Below are 17,710 nucleotides of genomic sequence, written 5' to 3'. Positions count from 1 at the left end.
TTTGACACGAAGGGGTAGACCTATGACCGCCACCGCCGAGAACCCGGCCGCCCCGGTCGACCTGTTCTCGCCGGAACTGGTTGCCGACCCGTTCGCCGCGCACGCGCGGATGCGTGAGCAGGCGCCGGTGCTGACCGGTTCGATGATGGGCGGGACGCCGATGTGGCTGGTCACCCGCTACGACGACGTGCGCCGCGTCCTCACCGACCCGCAGTTCCTCAACAACCCGGCATCGGTGCGGGGAGGCAGCTCGGACAGCCGGTTCACGGTCATGAAGCGGCTCAACATCCCGTCCGACGTGGTCGACTACCTCTCCGGCAAGCTGATCGAGATCGACGGCGCCGACCACCGCCGGCTGCGGCGCCTGATCTCCCGGGCGTTCACCGCACGGCGGGTGTCCGGGCTGCGCCCGCGGGTCGAGGAGATCACCGCGACGCTGCTCGACCGGCTGGCCGAGGCGGGACGCGACGGCAAGCCGGTCGACCTCATGGAGTCGTTCTGCTTCCAGTTGCCGGCCACCGTGATCAGCGAGCTGGTCGGGATCGACGAGGCCGACCGCCCGGACTGGTACGCGTGGGGGCGCGTCCTGATGGCGCCCATGGAGCACGTCGAGCGCCTCCCGACCGTCTTTCGCGAGTGTGCCGACCACCTGCTGGACGTGATCGCGCGCCGGCGCGCCGAGCCGCGTGACGACCTGGTCACCGCACTCGTGCAGGCCCAGGAGGACGACGGCGACCGCCTCTCCGACCGGGAGATGGTCAAACTGGTCTTCACCCTGGTGCTCGCCGGCTACGAGACGACGATGAACCTGATCGGCAACTCGGTGCTCGCCCTGCTCGAGAACCCGGACCAGCTCGCGCCGCTGCGCGCGGACCCGTCCCGGTGGCCGCAGGCGGTGCAGGAGCTCATGCGCCTGGGGCCCACTCAGTTCGGCAACCCCCGGTACCCGGCCGAGGACGTCGAGTTGGGCGGGGTGACGATCCCGGCGGGGGCGCCGGTCCTGCCGCTGATCCTTTCCGCGAACACCGACCCGCGCAAGTTCGACGATCCCGAGCGGCTGGACGTCGGCCGGGAGACCGGGACGGGCCACCTCGGGTTCGGGCAGGGGGCCCACTACTGCCTCGGTGCACCGCTGGCCCTCCAGGTGGCGGAGGTGGCACTGCACGCGCTGTTCGCCCGGTTCCCGGACATGTCCCTCGCCGCAGGGCGCGAGGAGATCCCGTGGGTGCTGCGGACCGGTTTCACCGCGGTCGCGCAGCTCCCGCTGCGGCTCGGCTGAGCGCGGTCATCGCCGGTATCCGCCTTGGTTTTCAAGGTGGTTGACCTATCAGATCGAGGGATGTCCGGCCGGTCGCGCTTGTCCTACGCTCCTGAAAAGACACTGCGATGATCGGGGCCGGCGCGGATCCCGCCTTCCCGAAAGGAATTTCTGGCCGTGCCTCAAGCAGCGGAGCAATTCGAGAAGTGGGTACGCCGATCCCACCCGGCGCCGAACAGCAGGGTCCGCCTCGTGTGCCTGCCGCACGCCGGCGGGTCTGCGAGCTTCTACTTTCCGCTGTCCAGGGCGCTCGCGCCCGCGGTGGAGGTGCTGGCGATCCAGTACCCGGGGCGGCAGGACCGGCGCCACGAGCCGAACATCGCCAGCATCCCCGACCTGGCCGATCAGATATTCGCGGCGGTGCGCCGGCTCGACGACCGGCCCCTGGCGTTGTTCGGACACAGCATGGGCGCCGTTCTCGCGTACGAGGTCGCGCTGCGCATCCAGGACGCCGGCCTCCCCTCGCCGGTACGGCTCTTCACCTCCGGCCGGCGGGCCCCCTCCTGCCATCGCGAGGAGCGGGTCCACATGGAGTCGGACGACCAGATGGTGGCCGAGCTGCGGAAGCTGAGCGGCACCAGCTCGGCCATGCTGACCGACCCCGAGCTGCTGGAAATGATCATGCCGGCCATCCGCAGTGACTACCGTGCCGTCGAGACGTACCGGTACGAACGCGGCCGGAAGCTGGACTGCCCGGTGACGGTGCTCACCGGAGACAATGACCCGCGGGTCTCGATCGACGAAGCGGCAGCCTGGGAGGAGCACACCACCGGGCCGACGGAGCTCCACGTACTGCCGGGAGGCCACTTCTACCTCGTCGATCAGAACGAGCGCGTGGTCGGATTGCTGGCGGAGAGTCTGGCCCGGAAGAGCGTCGATGCGTATGCAGGCAGCGATCTGAGGTGACGTGAGATGAGCTCCGTACCCGTACCGACCATCGCCCACCACTCGTTGCTGGTGCTTCTTCTCCAGCTGGCGCTCCTCCTTCTCCTGGCTCTTTCCCTGGGCCAGCTGGCCGCCTGGTTCAAGATGCCCGCGATCGTCGGCGAGCTGTTCGCGGGAGTGATACTCGGTCCCTCGGTGCTCAGCCACGTGCTGCCCGATTTCGCCGACTGGCTGCTGCCGAAGCAGCCCGGCCAGATGCATCTCCTCGATGCGGTGGGGCAGTTGGGCGTGCTGTTGCTGGTCGGTGTCACGGGCATGGAGCTGAAGTTCGATCTCGTCAAACGGCGCGGGGCCACCGCGGTCCGGGTGAGTCTCGCCGGTCTGCTCCTGCCCCTGGGGCTCGGCGTCGCCGTGGGCTTCCTGCTGCCGTCCTCGCTCCTGCCGGGCGGCACCGACCCGACGGTGTTCGCCCTGTTCCTCGGAGTGGCCCTGTGTGTCAGCGCCATCCCGGTGATCGCCAAGACGCTGATGGACATGAACCTCCTCCACCGCGAGGTCGGACAACTGACCCTCGCCTCCGGTGTGATCGACGACGTCATCGGCTGGTTCCTGCTCTCCATCGTCTCGGCGATGGCAACGGTCGGGCTGACCACCGGGAAGATCGCCGCCGCCCTGCTGTACCCCACGGGCGTCGTGCTGTTCGCGGTGCTGGTGGGCCGCCCGGCGGTGAGAATCGCGCTGAGGGCGGCCAACCGGTCCCCGGAGGCTGGCCCGACCGTCGCGGTGGCGGCGCTGATCGTCCTGCTGGGCTCGGCAGCGACCCACGCGATGGGTCTGGAGGCCGTGTTCGGCGCCTTCGTGTGCGGCGTACTGATCGCCACCAGCGGCGAGCTGGACCGGGAGAAGCTGGCCCCGCTGCGCACCACGGTGCTGGCCTTCCTGGCCCCGGTCTACTTCGCCACGGCCGGGATACGGATGGACCTGACCGCGCTGGCCAGGCCCGCCGTTCTGGCGGCGGCGTGCGCGGTGCTCGCCGTGGCCGTCCTCGGCAAGTTCGCGGGTGCCTACATCGGCGCGAAGCTGAGCGGGCTGGGCCGGTGGGAGGCCCTCGCCCTCGGAGCCGGCATGAACTCCCGCGGGGTGATCGAGGTGATCGTGGCGATGGTGGGGCTGCGGCTCGGCATTCTCGGCCCCGAGACGTACACCATCATCATCCTCGTGGCGATCGTGACCTCCCTCATGGCGCCGCCCATTCTCCGCGCGGCCATGGACAGGATCGAGGAGAATGCCGAGACGGAGATGGGCATGGGCGGCGGCAAACCGCGCGACCTGACGCCCTCACCACCCGCCTCGGTCTGAGGACTTGAGGACATGAGGACTTGTCGTCGCCCTCGGGCGAGGGTTCAGCCGGCACGCGAAGAGTGCCAGGAGGAGAGTTGTATGACTTGCAGTTCGCCACGGCTCGTGAGCGCTGAAGGGAGCGAGTGATGGCCAGGACCACCGGCGGCGCCGGACAGCTGCTGGCCATCAGCGACCTCCACCTCAACTACGCCGAGAACCGCGCCCTGGTCGAGCGGATGACGCCCGACTCGGACGACGACTGGCTGCTGGTGGCCGGGGACGTGGCGGAGAACGTGGACGACATCCGCTGGTGCCTGAAGACCTTCGCGAGCCGCTTCCGCAAGGTCGTCTGGGTCCCCGGCAACCACGAGCTGTGGACCCACCCGAGCGACACCGTCACCTTGCGCGGTGTCGCCCGCTACGAGCACCTGGTCGAGGTGTGCCGCGAACTGGGCGTGACGACGCCCGAGGACCCCTACCCGATCTGGGAGGGTCCGGGCGGCCCCGTGGCCGTGGCGCCGCTGTTCCTGCTGTACGACTACTCCTTCCTGCCGGAGGGCTGCACCACCAAGGAGCAGGGGCTGGCCTACGCGCACGAGACCGGAGTCGTCTGCCAGGACGAGTACGTGCTGCACCCCGACCCCTACCCGAGCCGCGAGGCCTGGTGCCGGGCCAGGGTCGCCGGGACCGAGCGCAGGCTCGCCGAGATCCCCGACGACCTGCCCACCGTCCTCGTCAACCACTACCCGCTCGACCGGCACCCGACGGACGTCCTGTGGTACCCGGAGTTCGCCATGTGGTGCGGGACCCGGCTGACCGCCGACTGGCACCGCAGGTTCCGCGTGGCCGCCATGGTCTACGGCCACCTCCACATTCCGAGGACCACCTACCACGAGGGCGTCCGCTTCGAAGAGGTGTCCGTGGGATATCCCCGCGAGTGGCGCAAGCGCCCGGGGGGTTCACCGGGAAAGCTGCGCCGGATCCTGCCGATGGAGGCCGGGACAGCATGATCGGGGAACCGCGCCACGGCGAAGCCGGCCGCCGGACGTCAGCCCGCGGACGCGGGCTCGGCGGCCGCATCCGAGATGCGGCTCCACGCTCGCGTCAGTTCCACACGAGAAGCCACGTTCAGCTTGCGGAAGATCTTCTTCAGGTGGAACGCCACCGTGTGACCGGAGATGAAGAGATGCTCGCCGACCTGCGAGTTGGTGAACCCATGGCTTACCAGTTCGGCCACGGCGGCTTCGGTCTCGGTGAGGGAGCCGGTGTTCACGCCGTCCTGTCCGACGTACCGCGGGTAGCGGCCACGCCGCACTCCGAGTGAGCGGAGCTTGCTGACGACCCTGCGGGCATCGCGCGGAGCCCCGGAGTTCGCGTACCCGTCCACCGCCCGTTCGAGGGTCTCGACGGCCCGATCGCGTTCCTGGCTCAGTGCGGAGAGGAGATTCCCGGCGTCCTCGTAGGCGGACGCACCGGCCCACGGATCCAGGTGCGCTTCACCCGCGGCGATGAGTCTTTCAGGATGGTCCTCGAGCAGCCCGCCGGCGTGCATCGCCGCCGCTTCCATCGAACGGAGCCCGAAGTTGCGCGCCGCGAGGCCGGAGGCTTCGGACGCCACCCGCTTGGCGAGGGATTCGTCGCCCAGCTCCCTCGTGGCCCGGACGAGCCAGGCGGCAGCGGCCGGCTGCGAGGTCAGGAGCTCCAGGATGAGCTGGTCATCCGTGATGATGCCCACGATGAAATGCGCGGCGTTCTTCGCGCCGCCCTGCACCTCCAGGAGCTGAGCCGCGGCCCACGCGTACTGACCGGGCCTGTCGGTCGTCCGGCCGAGAAGGGCGTCGTCCCGCAACTGATCCACGAACTCCAGGCTCACGCTCATGTTGCCCTGCCGGAGAGCGCTGAGCGCCATCACCGTGTGCGCGTCGGGAAGCATGCAGCGGAGGCCGGCCTGCTGCGCCTTGTGAACACCCCTGCCCACTGAAGCGACAGCGGTGTTGACGTCCCCCTGGGCGAGCGCGAGATCTCCGGCACAGATCAGCGAAGCCGCCACCAGTCCGTCGGTGTCCTTGACGCCGACCGTCAGTTCCTCCACGCGGGCGAGCGAACGCGCCGCGGATACGAGCTCGCGGATTCTGACCAGCAGGGCGGAATGCCAGACCGTCGCCGGCCCCACACAATGGCCGGCGCATTCAGGGTGCTGCTGACTGGCTTTTTCCGCCAGGCGTATTGCCTCCACGAGTTCGCCACCCGACCAGGCGGTAAAAGAGAGCGCAGAGAGTCTGACGGTCTCGCAAGAGCCGCTGCCGCAGGCCCGCATGGCGGAAAAGGCGGGCGGCAGCTCCAAGCGGAACAGAGAATCGAGCATCACATCTCCTGTCAGGGGACCATCATTCACGCCGCGTCGTTCCTGTGGGGGTACCGGCTGAGTTCCCGGCAGAGACTAGGTGGCGGAGACTCAGGAACCCCTCGAGATGTGATCGGGTTTGGCCGACTGGAGGGCGGCTCCAGGCGGTTCGCGGAGGTCGGACAGACCCCGGCGGACCGGTCCGCGCCGGTGCGCTGCCGGATCCCCGTCGTACGGGGCGAAGGAAGCGCGCAAGATGCCGTCCAGCGCGACCCGAGCCGGTTTCGAGCGGACACCCGGCAGTTCCTCGACCGAGGCGGGCACGGAGCGGGCGGGAGGGCGCCGCTGGAACTATCAATTCTGATGATGGCGCACCGCGGACGGCGTCGACAGCATGGAGATGGTCCAGAGCTCGCCGGTGCAGTGAATGACGAGGTGTCCCCTTGAGTGTCGTGCTTCTCTTGAACGGTCCCAATCTGGGAATTCTGGGGCGACGCGAGCCGGAGATATACGGCACCGACACGCTGGCCGACATCGAGAAGGCGGTTGCCGAGGAAGTGAGCGTCAAGGGGTGGGAAGTCGTCTCCATTCAGAACGACTCGGAAGGAGACCTCGTCCGCGCCATTCACGAGCACACCGACACCACTGTCGGCGCGATCGTCAATCCCGGCGCTCTCATGATCGCCGGATGGAGCCTGCGCGACGCGCTGGCAAGCTATTCACCGCCCTGGGTCGAGGTGCACCTCAGCAACGTCTGGGCCCGCGAACAGTTTCGGCACGAGTCGGTGATCGCCCCGCTGGCCAGCGGTGTGGTGGTCGGTCTCGGAGCCTTCGGCTACCGCCTGGCCGCCCAGGCGCTGCTGCACCTGTCCGAGGCAACACCGCACAAGCCCATTGCCTGAGTGCGGGAGGGCCGCTCGACCTATGATGCGGTGATCATCTTCGTCATGGGGGGACGACGCCGTGAGTTCACACCGACCCGCGCCCGCATACCGGCCCGCGCACCCGCAGGGTCCGGCGCCGGTCCGCAGACCAGGCTGGGTCCGGGTGGTCCGGGCGCCGTTCGACCTCGCGTCCCGCATACACCGGCCCGCACGCCCGGACCGGATCGTGGACGAGGGCATCCGGCGCGCGCAGATCGCCCGGACGGCCATCGGCCTGCTGGCCGGATTCTGGCTGGTGCTGTCCTACCCGCTGCGTGAGGGTGCGGGCGGCATCGTCGAGGACAAGTTCGCCGAAGTGCTCATCAGCGCCGGGCTGTTGCTCGTGCTCGGACCGCTCGGACTCGCCGCCTTCGTGCTGTCGGCGCGGCCGCCCGGTCCCGCCTTCTACCGCGCCCGGCTGCGCGGACCGGCCACCGCCATCGGGGCGCTCCTCGCCACCGTCCTGGGGATGTCCTACGGGCTGCCGTACGCGGGCACGTTCGCGTTCGGCCTGGGAGCGATCGCGGGACTCTTCCTCATCCCCTTCGCGCTCGCCTCGGCGGTGCTCTGCGTCCACCACGCCTTCCGGACCGCCGACGTCCACGAGGTGCTGCCGCCGCTGCTCTCGCCCGTGCTGGTCTGGTCGCTCTTCGTCGTGCAGCTCTTCGACGACGCGCCCGTCAACGCCCCGCTCGCCGTACGCGTGCTGTTCCTGCTGGCGCCGCCGCTCTCGGTGACCGCGCTCTCCCTGTGGGAGCTGCGCCGGCTGCGCGTCCGCCACGGCATCACGGTCCGCCTCGCCCTCGGGCGCTAGGCAGACCTCCGCGACCGCGACCGTACGACCGTGAAGACCGCGCCCTCCGGGTCCGCGACCGTGGCCACCCGCCCGCTGAGCCCCTCGCGGGGCGGCTCCAGGATCCGTCCGCCCAGATCGGAGACCCGGGCGGCGGCCGCGTCGGTGTCCTCGACCTCGAAGTACGCCATCCAGTGCGGCCCCCGGTCGTGCGGCAGCGAGCGGCCGACGCCGTGCACGGCGGCCACCGGGCGGCCCTCCAGGAGGAGGGTCACGTAGTCGAAGTCGTCCGAGGCGGTGGAGTGCGTCTGCGCCTCGTGGCCGAAGACGTGCTCGTAGAACTTGCCGACCGTCGAGGTGTCCTGGGTGACCAGCTCGTTCCAGACCGGCGTGCCCGGGGCGCCGTGCAGCCGGGTGCCCATGTGGCTCTCCGCCTGCCACAGCCCGAAGATCGCGCCCAGCGGGTCGGAGCAGATCGCCACCCGCCCCGCGATGCCCGCGTCCAGCGGGCCCACCGCCACCGTGCCGCCGCACGAGCGGATCGTCTCGGCCGTGGCGTCGGCGTCGTCCGTGGCGAGGTACGTGGTCCAGGCGACCGGAAGATGGCGGTCCGGTGGCATCTCGCCGATGCCGGCCACCTCGCGGCCGTCCAACAGGGCCCGGACGTACGGGCCGAGCTGCTCGGGGCCCGGTTCGTACTCCCAACCGAACAGGTCGGCGTAGAAGTCCTCGGTGGTCCCGAGGCCGTGCACCATGAGGCTCACCCAGCACGGGGTGCCGGGCGTGCGCCGCGTTGGTTCCGCTGCCTCGGTCATGTCAACCGTCTCCTCCGTCGTGCCGCTGCCGCTGCTGATGCTTCCACTCCGGGGGGCTCGGCGCGCCTCGACCGGGCCGCTCTTTCGGGGCCGGGAGAGAGTGACCGGATCGGTGCGCCCGGCAGGTGACGCGCTTGTTACGGCGGTGCCGGACGGGGTGGAAGATGGGCCGTATGACTGCGACAACTGCGATCCTCGGCGCCGCCGAACTCATGAGCGAGCTGGCCGGTTCCCGGCCTCCCGTGCTGTTGGACATCCGCTGGCAGCTGGGCGGCCCCGACCAGCGCCCCGCGTACGAGGCCGGGCACCTGCCCGGCGCGGTGTACGTCGACCTCGACCGCGAACTGGCAGGTCCGGCGGGGTCGGGCGGCCGGCACCCGCTGCCGGACCCGGAGGCCTTCGGGGCGGTGATGAGGCGGTCCGGGGTCTCGGCGGACGTGCCGGTGGTCGTGTACGACGGCGGCCAGGGCTGGGCGGCGGCGAGGGCGTGGTGGCTGTTGCGCTGGACGGGTCACGAGGACGTACGGGTACTGGACGGCGGCCTGGCCGCGTGGACGTCAGCGGGGGGTGACGTGTCGGCTGACCGGGTGACCCCCACGGAGGGCGATTTCAAGCCAACTCCTGGAGCCGTCGGGCTGCTCGACGCGGACGGAGCGGCCGCGCGTGCGCGTACGGGGGTCCTCCTGGACGCACGTGCGGGGGAGAGGTACCGCGGGGAGGTCGAGCCGATCGACCCGGTCGGCGGCCACATCCCGGGCGCGCTCTCGGCCCCCACCACGGAGAACGTGGGTCCGGACGGCCGTTTCCTGCCGGCCGATGCCCTGCGGGCGCGCTTCGCCGGGCTCGGCGCCTCGGGCGCCGCCCCGGTCGGCGTGTACTGCGGATCCGGGGTGTCCGGCGCCCATGAGGTGCTTGCGCTGGAGGTGGCGGGCATCGCCTCCGACCTCTACGCCGGCAGCTGGTCGGAGTGGTCCGCGGATCCGGCCCGCCCGGTGGCCACGGGCCCGGACCCCGAGTAGTCCGGAAGAGAACCGCCGCCCGGCACGTCCGGGCGGCGGCGATCCTCCTGGCCGGTCCTGGTCGGCCCTGGCCCGGCTACTCCTGCTTCTTGCGCCGCGTCCCGAAGACGATCTCGTCCCAGCTGGGCACCGCCGCGCGGCGTCCGGGACGGACCCCGTCCGCCTCGGCCTGCCGGTCCGTGGTGCCCGTCAGCCGGTCGCGGTGGCCGGCCACCGTGCGGGGCATCAGGACGTCGGCGTACGCGGAGCCCGCGCCCGCCGACGCGGCCGGAGCCTGAGGTTCCTCCGCCTCGGCTTCCGCCGCCGGGGGTTCGGTCCGCTCCGGGACCACCATGTCGCCGCGGAAGCTCGGGACCGCCTCCAGCAGGCTGGTCAGCGTGTCCCGCTCCTCCTCCGGATCCGGCTGGGGGGCGACCGGCCGCTCCAGCTGGCGGTCGAGAGCGCGGTCCAGCGGCCGGTCGCGCGGCAGCCGCGCGATCCTCGGCACGAAGGGGAAGCTGGGTTCCGGCGTGGCGGGCAGGTCGTCGGACTCGCCGATCAGCGAGCGCGCCTCGTCGTCCACGGCCACGACCAGCCGGCGCGGCGGGTCGTACGTCCAGCTCGCCGAGTGCGGTTCACCGGCGACCCGGTAGACGAGGAGGACCTCCCAGGTGCCGTCATCGCGGCGCCAGGAGTCCCACTGCACGGACTCCTTCTCGGCCCCGCGCAGGGTGAGCCGCTCCTGCACGGCCTCGCCGAGCTGGGGTCCGGTGTTCTCGCCCGGACGGCGCACGGGGGTCTTGCGGGCGCGCTCGGCCATGAACGCGCGCTCGGCGAGCACCGGGCCCTCGAAGCGGCGTACGCGGTCGACGGGGATGCCGGCGAGTTGAGCGACCTCCTCAGCGGAGGCACCGGCCCGTATGCGGGCCTGGATGTCGCGGGGGCGGAGGTGGCTCTCGACCTCGATCTCGATCTGGTTCAGGCGCGCGCGGTCGTTGCGCACGGCAGCCCGCAGCCGCTCGTCGATCGGAAGCGTGTACTCCGTGCTGTCCCCAGCCTTGAGCACCAGTCGTGTGCCGTCATTTGAGACGGCCACGACACGCAGTTCGGGCATGGGGACCTCCCGGGTGGTGCCTGCCGACGTCACGTGCGTCGCTGCTTCCGCTAGTCGAGTGTGGCCTGCCCGGGTGCAGCCTGCCACAACCTTGCCGAGTTAAACCGGCGTGTCGGGCATGCGCCCTTGATCGCCGTTATGGCACGGTTACCTGTTGGGCACACACAGTGACCGAACGATTACTGTGCGCAGCAGGAACCCGTGCGATACCGCGGCATCACCGGTCTTTGAGTGCCGTTTTCCATCAACCGGCCCCCTCTCCCGAGTCCGGACATCCGTAAGGAAGGACGACCCCAGGGCTCGTCACAGTACTCCATTCGGGCCACCTGGGTGGACCGCCGCGCCGCCGAAGTTCTCCCGGACGGCGGGAGTTGGCGTGCCCTCCGGCGGGCTCCACCTGCACCCGTGTCCGTTTCCGGGTGTCTTGCTTCACAGAATCCGCAGAAACGGAACTATTCGTTTCGCTCGGGTGTCAGTAACTGCTGAAGGCTTCCGGCGCGGGAGAGGCAGGACACACAGGGGATGGCGATGGGTCAGAAAAGGACGCATGACGTCGAACCGGAGAAGAAGAAGCTCGACCTGAGCGCCGCTCAGGTGGCCGGCAGCTCGCTCGCGACCGTCGCGGCGGCCCTCCTCGCCTCGAAGATGGGGGTCTACGGGACCATCCTGGGCGCCGGTGTGGTCAGCGTCGTCGCCACCGCCGGCGGTCCCGTCATCCAGCACTTCTTCCGGCGCACCGGCGACCAGTTGCGCGAGACCGCCCGCCCCAGGGCCCGCCAGGTACCGCTGCCCGGCGGGCCCGGGCCCTGCGAGGAGTTCGGCGAGGCCACCGTGCACGGCACCCGGGTGCGGGGCTGGAAGCGCACGGCGGTGGCCGCCGGCGCCGTCTTCGCCATCTCCCTGGGTGTCCTCGGGAGCTACGAGGCGATCGCCGGCACCTCGGTCAGCGCGGACGGCGGCACCATCCTCTCCGGAGGCACCCGCAAGGCGTCCGACCACCAGCCCTCCAGGCCCCAGGAGCAGCCGGGCGGCGGCGAGAAGGACGGCAGGACCCCGGGATCCGGGACCAGCCCGGCCCCCTCGGGCTCGCACAGCGGCGGCGGCCGGAGCCCGAGCTCCACCCCGGGCCCCTCGGACTCCGGGGACCCGGTGCCCAGCCCGTCCCCTCCGAAGCCCACTCCGACGCCGACGCCGACGCCGACGCCAACGCCGCCCACGCCCACCCCGACCCCGACGCCGAGCCCGGACGCGTCGGCGCCGTCCGGGCAGCAGCAGAGCGCCCCCTGAGCCCGGTCGGGCCCGGTCCGGCCCGGCCGAGGTCAGTCGCCCAGGACGCGCCGCAGGTAGTCGTTGCCGAACACCCGGTCCGGGTCCAGCCGGTCGCGCAGCGCGGTGAACTCGGCGAACCGCGGGTAGACCCCGGCGAGGTACTCCGCGTCCCGCGTGTGCACCTTGCCCCAGTGCGGCCGGCCGCCGTGCGCGGTGAAGATGCGCTCGGCCGCCGTGAAGTAGGCCTGGTACGGCGTGCCCCGGTACATGTGCACCGCGATGTACGCCGTCTCGCGGCCCGAGGCGGTGGACAGCGTGATGTCGTCCGCCGGGGCCGTCCGCACCTCCACCGGGAAACTGACGCGCAGCCCGGAGCGGTCGACCATCGCCCGGAGCTCCCGCAGCGCCTCGACCACCCGCTCGCGCGGGAGTGCGTACTCCATCTCCACGAACCGGACCCGGCGCGGACTGGTGAACACCTTGTACGGGATGTCCGTGTAGGTGCGCGCGGACAGGGCGCGGCTGGCGACGCGGGCGATGGCGGGGATGGTGGCCGGGACCGCGCGGCCCAGCGAGTTGACCGCCTGGAAGATGCCGTTGGACAGCAGCTCGTCCTCGATCCACGAGCTCACCGGCCCGGGCGGGGCCGCGGGGCCCTGGCTGCGGTTGTTCCGCTTGGTGTTGCAGTTGCCGGTGTGCGGGAACCAGTAGAACTCGAAGTGCTCGTTCTCCGCGAAGTGCTGGTCGAACTCGGCCGTCACCCGGTCGAAGCCCATGGGCTCCTCACGGGCGGTCAGGAAGAAGACCGGCTCCACGGCGAAGGTGATCGCGGTGACTATGCCGAGCGCCCCGATGCCGAGCCGGGCCGCCGCGAAGACCTCGGGGTGCTCCTTCTCCGAACACGTCAGCAGCCGTCCGTCGGCCGTGACCAGCTCCAGGCCGCGGATCTGGGCGGCGATGGAGGCCGAGTCGCGGCCGGTGCCGTGGGTGCCCGTGCTGGTGGCGCCGGAGACCGTCTGCTCCATGATGTCGCCCATGTTCGTGAGCGACAGGCCCTCCTTGGCCAGGGCCACGTTCAGGTCCTTGAGGACCGTGCCCGCCGCCACCGTGACGGTGCCCGCGGCGCGGTCGATCGAGTGGATCCCGGCCAGCGCCTGGGGGCGTACCAGCACCCCGTCGGTCGCGGCGGCCGCGGTGAAGGAGTGGCCGGTGCCGACCGCCTTCACCCGCAGGCCCTGTTCGGCGGCCCGGCGGACCTCCTCCTGGAGCTCCCCGACCGAGGCCGGGGTCACCGTGCGTGCGGGCGTGGCGGAGACGTTGCCCGCCCAGTTACGCCACGCGGTCTGGCTGTTCTGCCCTGCTGTCGCCGTCCCCATCGGTGGCTGGCTCCTCCCCTTGCGCCGGCTTCGTCAGCCGGCGGTATCCCGCGAACGCCACCGCCGCCGCGGCCGCCCCCGACGCGATGGAGACGACGTACCCGCGCTGCGCGCCGGCCGCGTCGATGACCAGTCCGGTCACGGAGGAGCCGATCGCGACGCCGACCGCGAGGCCGGTGCTGATCCAGGTCATGCCCTCGGTCAGCTTCGCGCGTGGTACGTGCGCCTCGATCAGGGCCATCGTGGTGATCATCGTGGGAGCGATGGCGAGGCCCGAGACGAAGAGCGCCACGGCCAGAAACGGAAGGTTCCCGGCCAGTAGGAGGGGGATCATACTCACGGCCATCGCACATACGCCCAGTACCCACCTGAGTTCGGTCCGGCCCTTGAGATGGAGCAGGCCGAACACGATTCCGGCGATACAGGACCCCAGCGCCCAGATCGCCAGGATGAAGCTGGCCCAGGACTTGTGGCCCTGCTCCTCGGCGAAGGCGAGCGTGGACACGTCGATGGAACCGAAGATCGCACCGGTCGCCACGAAGGTGAACGTCAGTACCTGGAGGCCGGGGGAGCGCAGGGCCGAGGTGCGGTCCCCGTGCTCGCTGCGCGGGTGCGGCGGGGGCTCGGTGGCGCGCTGCGCGGTGAGCAGCCAGACGCCGACCAGCAGGCAGACGGCGGCGATCAGCGGACCGGCCTCGGGGAACCAGGTGGTGGACAGCCCGATGGCGATGATCGGGCCGAAGATGAAGCAGACCTCGTCGACCACGGACTCGAAGGAGTACGCCGTGTGCAGCTCGCGCGGGGAGTCCTGGTAGATCACGGTCCAGCGGGCGCGGACCATCGAGCCGACGCTCGGCACGCAGCCGGCGATCGCGGCGAACACGAAGAGGGTCCAGTCGGGCCACCCGTTCGCGGCGGCGATCAGCAGTCCGGTCACCGAGGCCACGGAGATCAGGGTGGCGGGGCGCAGGACCCGCCGCTGGCCGTACTGGTCCACCAGCCGCGAGACCTGCGGGCCGATCCCGGCGGCGGCCAGGGCGAGGGTTCCGGTGAGCGCGCTCGCCATCGCGTAGCGGCCGGTGATCTCGGAGATCATCGTCAGGATGCCGACCCCGACCATGGAGATCGGGATCCGGCCTATGAGGCCGGCGGCGCTGAACCCCTTGGTGCCTGGGGTCGCGAAGATGGCGCGATAGGGACTGGGCAAGGGCCCTCCGTAAGGGACGTCATCGGCCCATACAGGTTACGACTGCCGATGAGGCGCCCGCACGGGGAAGCTTCCCGACCTGGAAACTTAGGGTCACCTTACCTGTGGTGCGGGCGTCCTCCCCGGCCGGGCCGATTCCCGCGCGCGGAAGCCGGGTGGCAGGATTCGACGCATGTCAGACCAGCTCCGCGCCGCCGCCCAGCCCAGGGCCGAAGGCCTCGCCGCCCCGTACGACGCCCTCCTGCTGCTCTCCTTCGGGGGGCCCGAGGGACCCGACGACGTCGTGCCGTTCCTGGAGAACGTCACGCGCGGGCGCGGGATCCCGCGCGAGCGGCTCAAGGAGGTCGGACAGCACTACTTCGGCTTCGGCGGGGTCAGCCCGATCAACGCGCAGAACCGCGCGCTGCTGGACGCGCTGCGCAAGGACTTCGCCGAGCACGGGCTGGACCTCCCGGTCTACTGGGGCAACCGGAACTGGGCTCCTTACCTGACCGACGTGATGCGCGAGATGGCTGCCGACGGGCGCCGCCGGATCGCGGTGCTCGCGACCAGCGCGTACGCCTCGTACTCGGGCTGCCGGCAGTACCGCGAGAACCTCGCCGACGCGCTGGCCACCCTGGCCGCCGAGGGCCTGGAACTGCCGCGCGTGGACAAGCTGCGGCACTACTTCAACCACCCCGGCTTCGTGGAGCCCATGATCGACGGGGTGATCGCCGCGCTGGACGCGCTGCCCGAGGAGACCCGGCCGGGCGCCCGGCTGGCCTTCACCACCCACTCCATCCCGACGGCCGCCGCCGACACCTCCGGGCCCGTCGAGGACCACACCGGGGGCGGCGAGGGCGGCGCGTACGTCAAGCAGCACCTCGACGTCGCCCGGGTGATCGCCGACGAGGTGGCCAGGCGGACCGGTGTCACGCGCCCCTGGCAGCTCGTCTACCAGTCCCGCAGCGGCGCCCCGCACATCCCGTGGCTGGAGCCGGACATCTGCGATCACCTGGAGGCCCTGCACGAGGCGGGCGCCCCGGCCGTGGTCATGGTGCCCATCGGCTTCGTCTCCGACCACATGGAGGTCCTCTACGACCTCGACACCGAGGCCACCGCCAAGGCCGCCGAACTGGGCCTGCCCGTCGCGCGCTCCGCGACCGTCGGAGCCGACCCCGCCTTCGCCGGCGCCGTACGGGAACTCGTGCTGGAGCGGGCCGCCAAGGAACGCGGCGAACAGGCCCGGGAGTGCTGGGTGGGCACGCTCGGCCAGAGCCATGACCTGTGCGCCGTGGGCTGCTGCCCGGCGCGCGCGCCCCGGCCGGCGGCCGCGGGCGCGGACAGTCCGTACGCGTAGGGATGAGGGACCGTGATCTCCGATGAGCTGAAGGCCGAACTGCTGGACGTGGGGCTGGAGGCCGCCCGGCAGGCCGGGGCACTGCTGCGCGACGGCAGACCGGCCGATCTGGCGGTGGCCGCGACGAAGAGCAGCCCGATCGACGTGGTGACCGAGATGGACATCGCCGCCGAGAAGCTGATCACCGGCATCCTCGCCGAGCGGCGGCCCGAGGACGGGCTGCTGGGCGAGGAAGGGGCCGACACCCCCGGGACCAGCGGGGTGCGGTGGGTCGTCGACCCGCTGGACGGGACCGTGAACTACCTGTACGGGCTGCCGAGCTGGGGCGTGTCCATCGCGGCCGAGTACGGGGGCGAGACCGTGGTGGGCGTCGTGGCGGCGCCGATGCGCGGGGAGACCTACCACGCGGTGCTCGGCGGCGGGGCCTGGCTGGGTGCGCAGCGCCTCGCCTGCAGGCCGGCGGCGCCGCTGGACCAGGCGCTCCTCGGGACCGGCTTCGCGTACGTACAGACCCGGCGGGCCCACCAGGCCGAGGTCGTGGCCGGGATCATTCCGGTGGTGCGGGACATCCGGCGGGGCGGCTCGGCGGCGCTGGACCTGTGCGACGTGGCCGCCGGGCGGCTCGACGGCTACTACGAGCGCGGGCTGAACCCCTGGGACCTGGCGGCGGGCGACCTGATCGCCCGGGAGGCCGGGGCCCTGACCGGCGGCCGGCCGGGGGAACCGGCCTCGGGTGAGCTCGTCCTCGCCGCCACGCCCGCGGTGTTCGCCTCGCTGCAGCCGCTGCTGGACGAAGCGGGGGCCTGGCACGACTGAACGGGTGCCGACGGGCGCATGAGTGAACCCCGGCCGCCCGAGAGGGCGGCCGGGGTTCACTCCGTGCGGAGCCGGCAGGTTAGGAGGCAGGCACGGAGACCGAGACCGGAACACCGTGTTCGGCGGCGAGGCGCTGGAGATCCTCCAGCTCCGCCTGTTCCACTTCCGCGAGGAAGTCGTCGCCCGCCTCGCGGGCCTGCCTGAGGTCCGACTGCGTGGCCCTGATGCGCTGCAGGAGACCCGCGGTGAATGCGTCCATGGTGGGTTCGCCCCCTCTTCGTGGGTCGGCGGCGGCACGTGGCAGTCCGCCGTCAGGGAGTGGATGGGGTGTCCTGTCGTCCTCCCCGGCACCCTGGGCGCAGAAACCTCGTAAGACGAGGGAATCCTCACCTCCGCCCCGGCCGCCCTCCCCGCTGCACCCTGCGAGCGGCGCCTTACAGCCGGTTTACGGCCGAAACGGGCAGGATGGGCGACGCAACACACGTGTGCCCTGCTGGGCTCGGAGGAAGGAAACGACGTGCGCGTACTCGTCGTCGAGGACGAGCAGCTGCTCGCCGATGCTGTGGCCACCGGACTGCGCCGGGAGGCCATGGCCGTGGACGTCGTGTACGACGGCGCCGCCGCCCTGGAGCGTGTCGGGGTGAACGACTACGACGTGGTCGTCCTCGACCGGGACCTCCCGCTCGTGCACGGTGACGACGTCTGCCGGAAGATCGTCGAGCTCGGCATGCCCACGCGCGTGCTGATGCTGACCGCCTCCGGAGATGTCAGCGACCGCGTGGAGGGCCTGGAGCTCGGGGCGGACGACTACCTGCCCAAGCCCTTCGCCTTCACCGAGCTGACCGCCCGCGTGCGGGCCCTCGGGCGGCGCACCACGGTCGCGCTGCCGCCCGTACTGGAGCGGGCCGGGATCAAGCTGGACCCGAACCGGCGCGAGGTGTTCCGCGAGGGCAAGGAGGTGCAGCTGGCGCCCAAGGAGTTCGCGGTGCTGGAGGTCCTCATGCGCAGCGAGGGGACCGTGGTCTCCGCGGAGCAGCTGCTGGAGAAGGCCTGGGACGAGAACACCGACCCCTTCACCAACGTCGTACGGGTGACCGTGATGACCCTGCGGCGCAAGCTGGGCGAGCCGCCGGTCATCGTGACCGTGCCGGGCTCCGGATACCGGATCTGAG

17 protein-coding genes are annotated in these 17,710 nt (G+C 71.3%); 11 read left to right on the top strand and 6 right to left on the bottom strand.

The genetic code is table 11. The features are described 5' to 3' along the window. Nucleotides 1-22 precede the first annotated feature (22 nt). From OHA89_RS10700 to OHA89_RS10685, 4 genes are all read left to right on the top strand, one after another. A complete protein-coding gene (locus tag OHA89_RS10700) occupies nt 23-1,279 on the top strand; it encodes a cytochrome P450 (RefSeq protein ID WP_257553826.1) in 1,257 nt (418 codons plus the stop codon). 156 nt (nt 1,280-1,435) lie between these two features. Then, nucleotides 1,436-2,224 (top strand): alpha/beta fold hydrolase, encoded by a 789-nt coding sequence (locus tag OHA89_RS10695; protein WP_322975518.1) that lies wholly within the window; start codon nt 1,436-1,438, stop codon nt 2,222-2,224. 6 nt (nt 2,225-2,230) lie between these two features. Continuing rightward, nucleotides 2,231-3,562, top strand: coding sequence for a cation:proton antiporter (locus tag OHA89_RS10690; RefSeq protein WP_266614525.1), 1,332 nt, complete (start codon nt 2,231-2,233; stop codon nt 3,560-3,562). Nucleotides 3,563-3,690: 128 nt separating this feature from the next. Then, the gene (locus OHA89_RS10685; protein WP_406366005.1) at nt 3,691-4,554 is read left to right on the top strand and encodes a metallophosphoesterase family protein; all 864 of its coding nucleotides are present in this window, start codon (nt 3,691-3,693) and stop codon (nt 4,552-4,554) included. Nucleotides 4,555-4,592: 38 nt separating this feature from the next. On the opposite strand, the gene OHA89_RS10680 is transcribed toward OHA89_RS10685, so the two are convergent. Beyond that, nucleotides 4,593-5,909, bottom strand: coding sequence for a LuxR C-terminal-related transcriptional regulator (locus OHA89_RS10680; RefSeq protein WP_266614521.1), 1,317 nt, complete (start codon nt 5,907-5,909; stop codon nt 4,593-4,595). Between the two features lie 422 nt (nt 5,910-6,331). Between OHA89_RS10680 and OHA89_RS10675 the strand changes: the two genes are divergently transcribed. Then, nucleotides 6,332-6,790: a type II 3-dehydroquinate dehydratase gene (locus OHA89_RS10675; protein WP_406366004.1), complete on the top strand. Its 459-nt coding sequence runs from the start codon at nt 6,332-6,334 to the stop codon at nt 6,788-6,790. Nucleotides 6,791-6,851: 61 nt separating this feature from the next. Next, entirely contained in the window at nt 6,852-7,625 is a 774-nt protein-coding gene (locus OHA89_RS10670; RefSeq protein ID WP_266614518.1) for a hypothetical protein, read from the top strand. On the opposite strand, the gene OHA89_RS10665 is transcribed toward OHA89_RS10670, so the two are convergent. Continuing rightward, on the bottom strand, nt 7,622-8,419 hold the full coding sequence (locus OHA89_RS10665) for a VOC family protein (RefSeq protein WP_215142536.1): 798 nt from the start codon (nt 8,417-8,419) through the stop codon (nt 7,622-7,624). The genes OHA89_RS10670 and OHA89_RS10665 overlap by 4 nt on opposite strands. 173 nt (nt 8,420-8,592) lie before the next feature. Here OHA89_RS10665 and OHA89_RS10660 point away from each other — a divergent pair, with 173 nt between their 5' ends. Beyond that, on the top strand, nt 8,593-9,438 hold the full coding sequence (locus OHA89_RS10660; RefSeq protein ID WP_266614516.1) for a sulfurtransferase: 846 nt from the start codon (nt 8,593-8,595) through the stop codon (nt 9,436-9,438). Nucleotides 9,439-9,514: 76 nt separating this feature from the next. Here the strand turns inward: OHA89_RS10660 and sepH are convergent, their stop codons facing one another. Then, nucleotides 9,515-10,531, bottom strand: coding sequence for a septation protein SepH (gene sepH / locus OHA89_RS10655; RefSeq protein WP_215142532.1), 1,017 nt, complete (start codon nt 10,529-10,531; stop codon nt 9,515-9,517). Between the two features lie 528 nt (nt 10,532-11,059). Here sepH and OHA89_RS10650 point away from each other — a divergent pair. Further along, entirely contained in the window at nt 11,060-11,818 is a 759-nt protein-coding gene (locus OHA89_RS10650) for a hypothetical protein (protein WP_406366003.1), read from the top strand. A gap of 32 nt (nt 11,819-11,850) precedes the next feature. On the opposite strand, the gene OHA89_RS10645 is transcribed toward OHA89_RS10650, so the two are convergent. Together OHA89_RS10645 and OHA89_RS10640 are read right to left on the bottom strand one after the other, a co-directional pair. Next, on the bottom strand, nt 11,851-13,176 hold the full coding sequence (locus OHA89_RS10645) for a D-arabinono-1,4-lactone oxidase (protein ID WP_266614512.1): 1,326 nt from the start codon (nt 13,174-13,176) through the stop codon (nt 11,851-11,853). Next, nucleotides 13,130-14,383, bottom strand: a complete 1,254-nt coding sequence (locus tag OHA89_RS10640; protein WP_257553817.1) for an MFS transporter — start codon at nt 14,381-14,383, stop codon at nt 13,130-13,132. Before OHA89_RS10640 ends, OHA89_RS10645 begins: the two co-directional genes overlap by 47 nt. Nucleotides 14,384-14,555: 172 nt before the next feature. Here OHA89_RS10640 and OHA89_RS10635 point away from each other — a divergent pair, with 172 nt between their 5' ends. Then, on the top strand, nt 14,556-15,722 hold the full coding sequence (locus OHA89_RS10635; protein WP_406366002.1) for a ferrochelatase: 1,167 nt from the start codon (nt 14,556-14,558) through the stop codon (nt 15,720-15,722). A 12-nt stretch (nt 15,723-15,734) separates the two neighbouring features. Then, nucleotides 15,735-16,538 (top strand): inositol monophosphatase family protein, encoded by an 804-nt coding sequence (locus tag OHA89_RS10630; protein WP_406366001.1) that lies wholly within the window; start codon nt 15,735-15,737, stop codon nt 16,536-16,538. A 79-nt stretch (nt 16,539-16,617) separates the two neighbouring features. Here OHA89_RS10630 and OHA89_RS10625 read toward each other — a convergent pair whose 3' ends face one another. Beyond that, nucleotides 16,618-16,797 carry a hypothetical protein gene (locus OHA89_RS10625; RefSeq protein WP_215142523.1) on the bottom strand — a complete coding sequence of 60 codons (180 nt, stop codon included), beginning with the start codon at nt 16,795-16,797 and terminating at the stop codon, nt 16,618-16,620. 258 nt (nt 16,798-17,055) lie between these two features. Between OHA89_RS10625 and OHA89_RS10620 the strand changes: the two genes are divergently transcribed. Beyond that, nucleotides 17,056-17,709 carry a response regulator transcription factor gene (locus OHA89_RS10620; protein WP_030008767.1) on the top strand — a complete coding sequence of 218 codons (654 nt, stop codon included), beginning with the start codon at nt 17,056-17,058 and terminating at the stop codon, nt 17,707-17,709. Nucleotide 17,710: the final 1 nt, after the last annotated feature.

The sequence above is a fragment of the Streptomyces sp. NBC_01546 genome, assembly GCF_045208355.1.
GTDB lineage: Bacteria > Actinomycetota > Actinomycetes > Streptomycetales > Streptomycetaceae > Streptomyces.
Note: the sequence above shows the minus strand (reverse complement) of the source record. Positions and strands in the feature narration are given on the sequence as shown.

Coding starts and splice junctions, on each gene's coding strand:
- OHA89_RS10665 (WP_215142536.1), bottom strand. CDS start 8,419: ATGACCGAGGCAGCGGAACCAACGCGGCGCACGCCCGGCACCCCGTGC.
- OHA89_RS10690 (WP_266614525.1), top strand. CDS start 2,231: ATGAGCTCCGTACCCGTACCGACCATCGCCCACCACTCGTTGCTGGTG.
- OHA89_RS10625 (WP_215142523.1), bottom strand. CDS start 16,797: ATGGACGCATTCACCGCGGGTCTCCTGCAGCGCATCAGGGCCACGCAG.
- OHA89_RS10685 (WP_406366005.1), top strand. CDS start 3,691: ATGGCCAGGACCACCGGCGGCGCCGGACAGCTGCTGGCCATCAGCGAC.
- OHA89_RS10635 (WP_406366002.1), top strand. CDS start 14,556: ATGTCAGACCAGCTCCGCGCCGCCGCCCAGCCCAGGGCCGAAGGCCTC.
- OHA89_RS10680 (WP_266614521.1), bottom strand. CDS start 5,909: ATGCTCGATTCTCTGTTCCGCTTGGAGCTGCCGCCCGCCTTTTCCGCC.
- OHA89_RS10650 (WP_406366003.1), top strand. CDS start 11,060: ATGGGTCAGAAAAGGACGCATGACGTCGAACCGGAGAAGAAGAAGCTC.
- OHA89_RS10660 (WP_266614516.1), top strand. CDS start 8,593: ATGACTGCGACAACTGCGATCCTCGGCGCCGCCGAACTCATGAGCGAG.
- OHA89_RS10700 (WP_257553826.1), top strand. CDS start 23: ATGACCGCCACCGCCGAGAACCCGGCCGCCCCGGTCGACCTGTTCTCG.
- OHA89_RS10645 (WP_266614512.1), bottom strand. CDS start 13,176: ATGGGGACGGCGACAGCAGGGCAGAACAGCCAGACCGCGTGGCGTAAC.
- sepH (WP_215142532.1), bottom strand. CDS start 10,531: ATGCCCGAACTGCGTGTCGTGGCCGTCTCAAATGACGGCACACGACTG.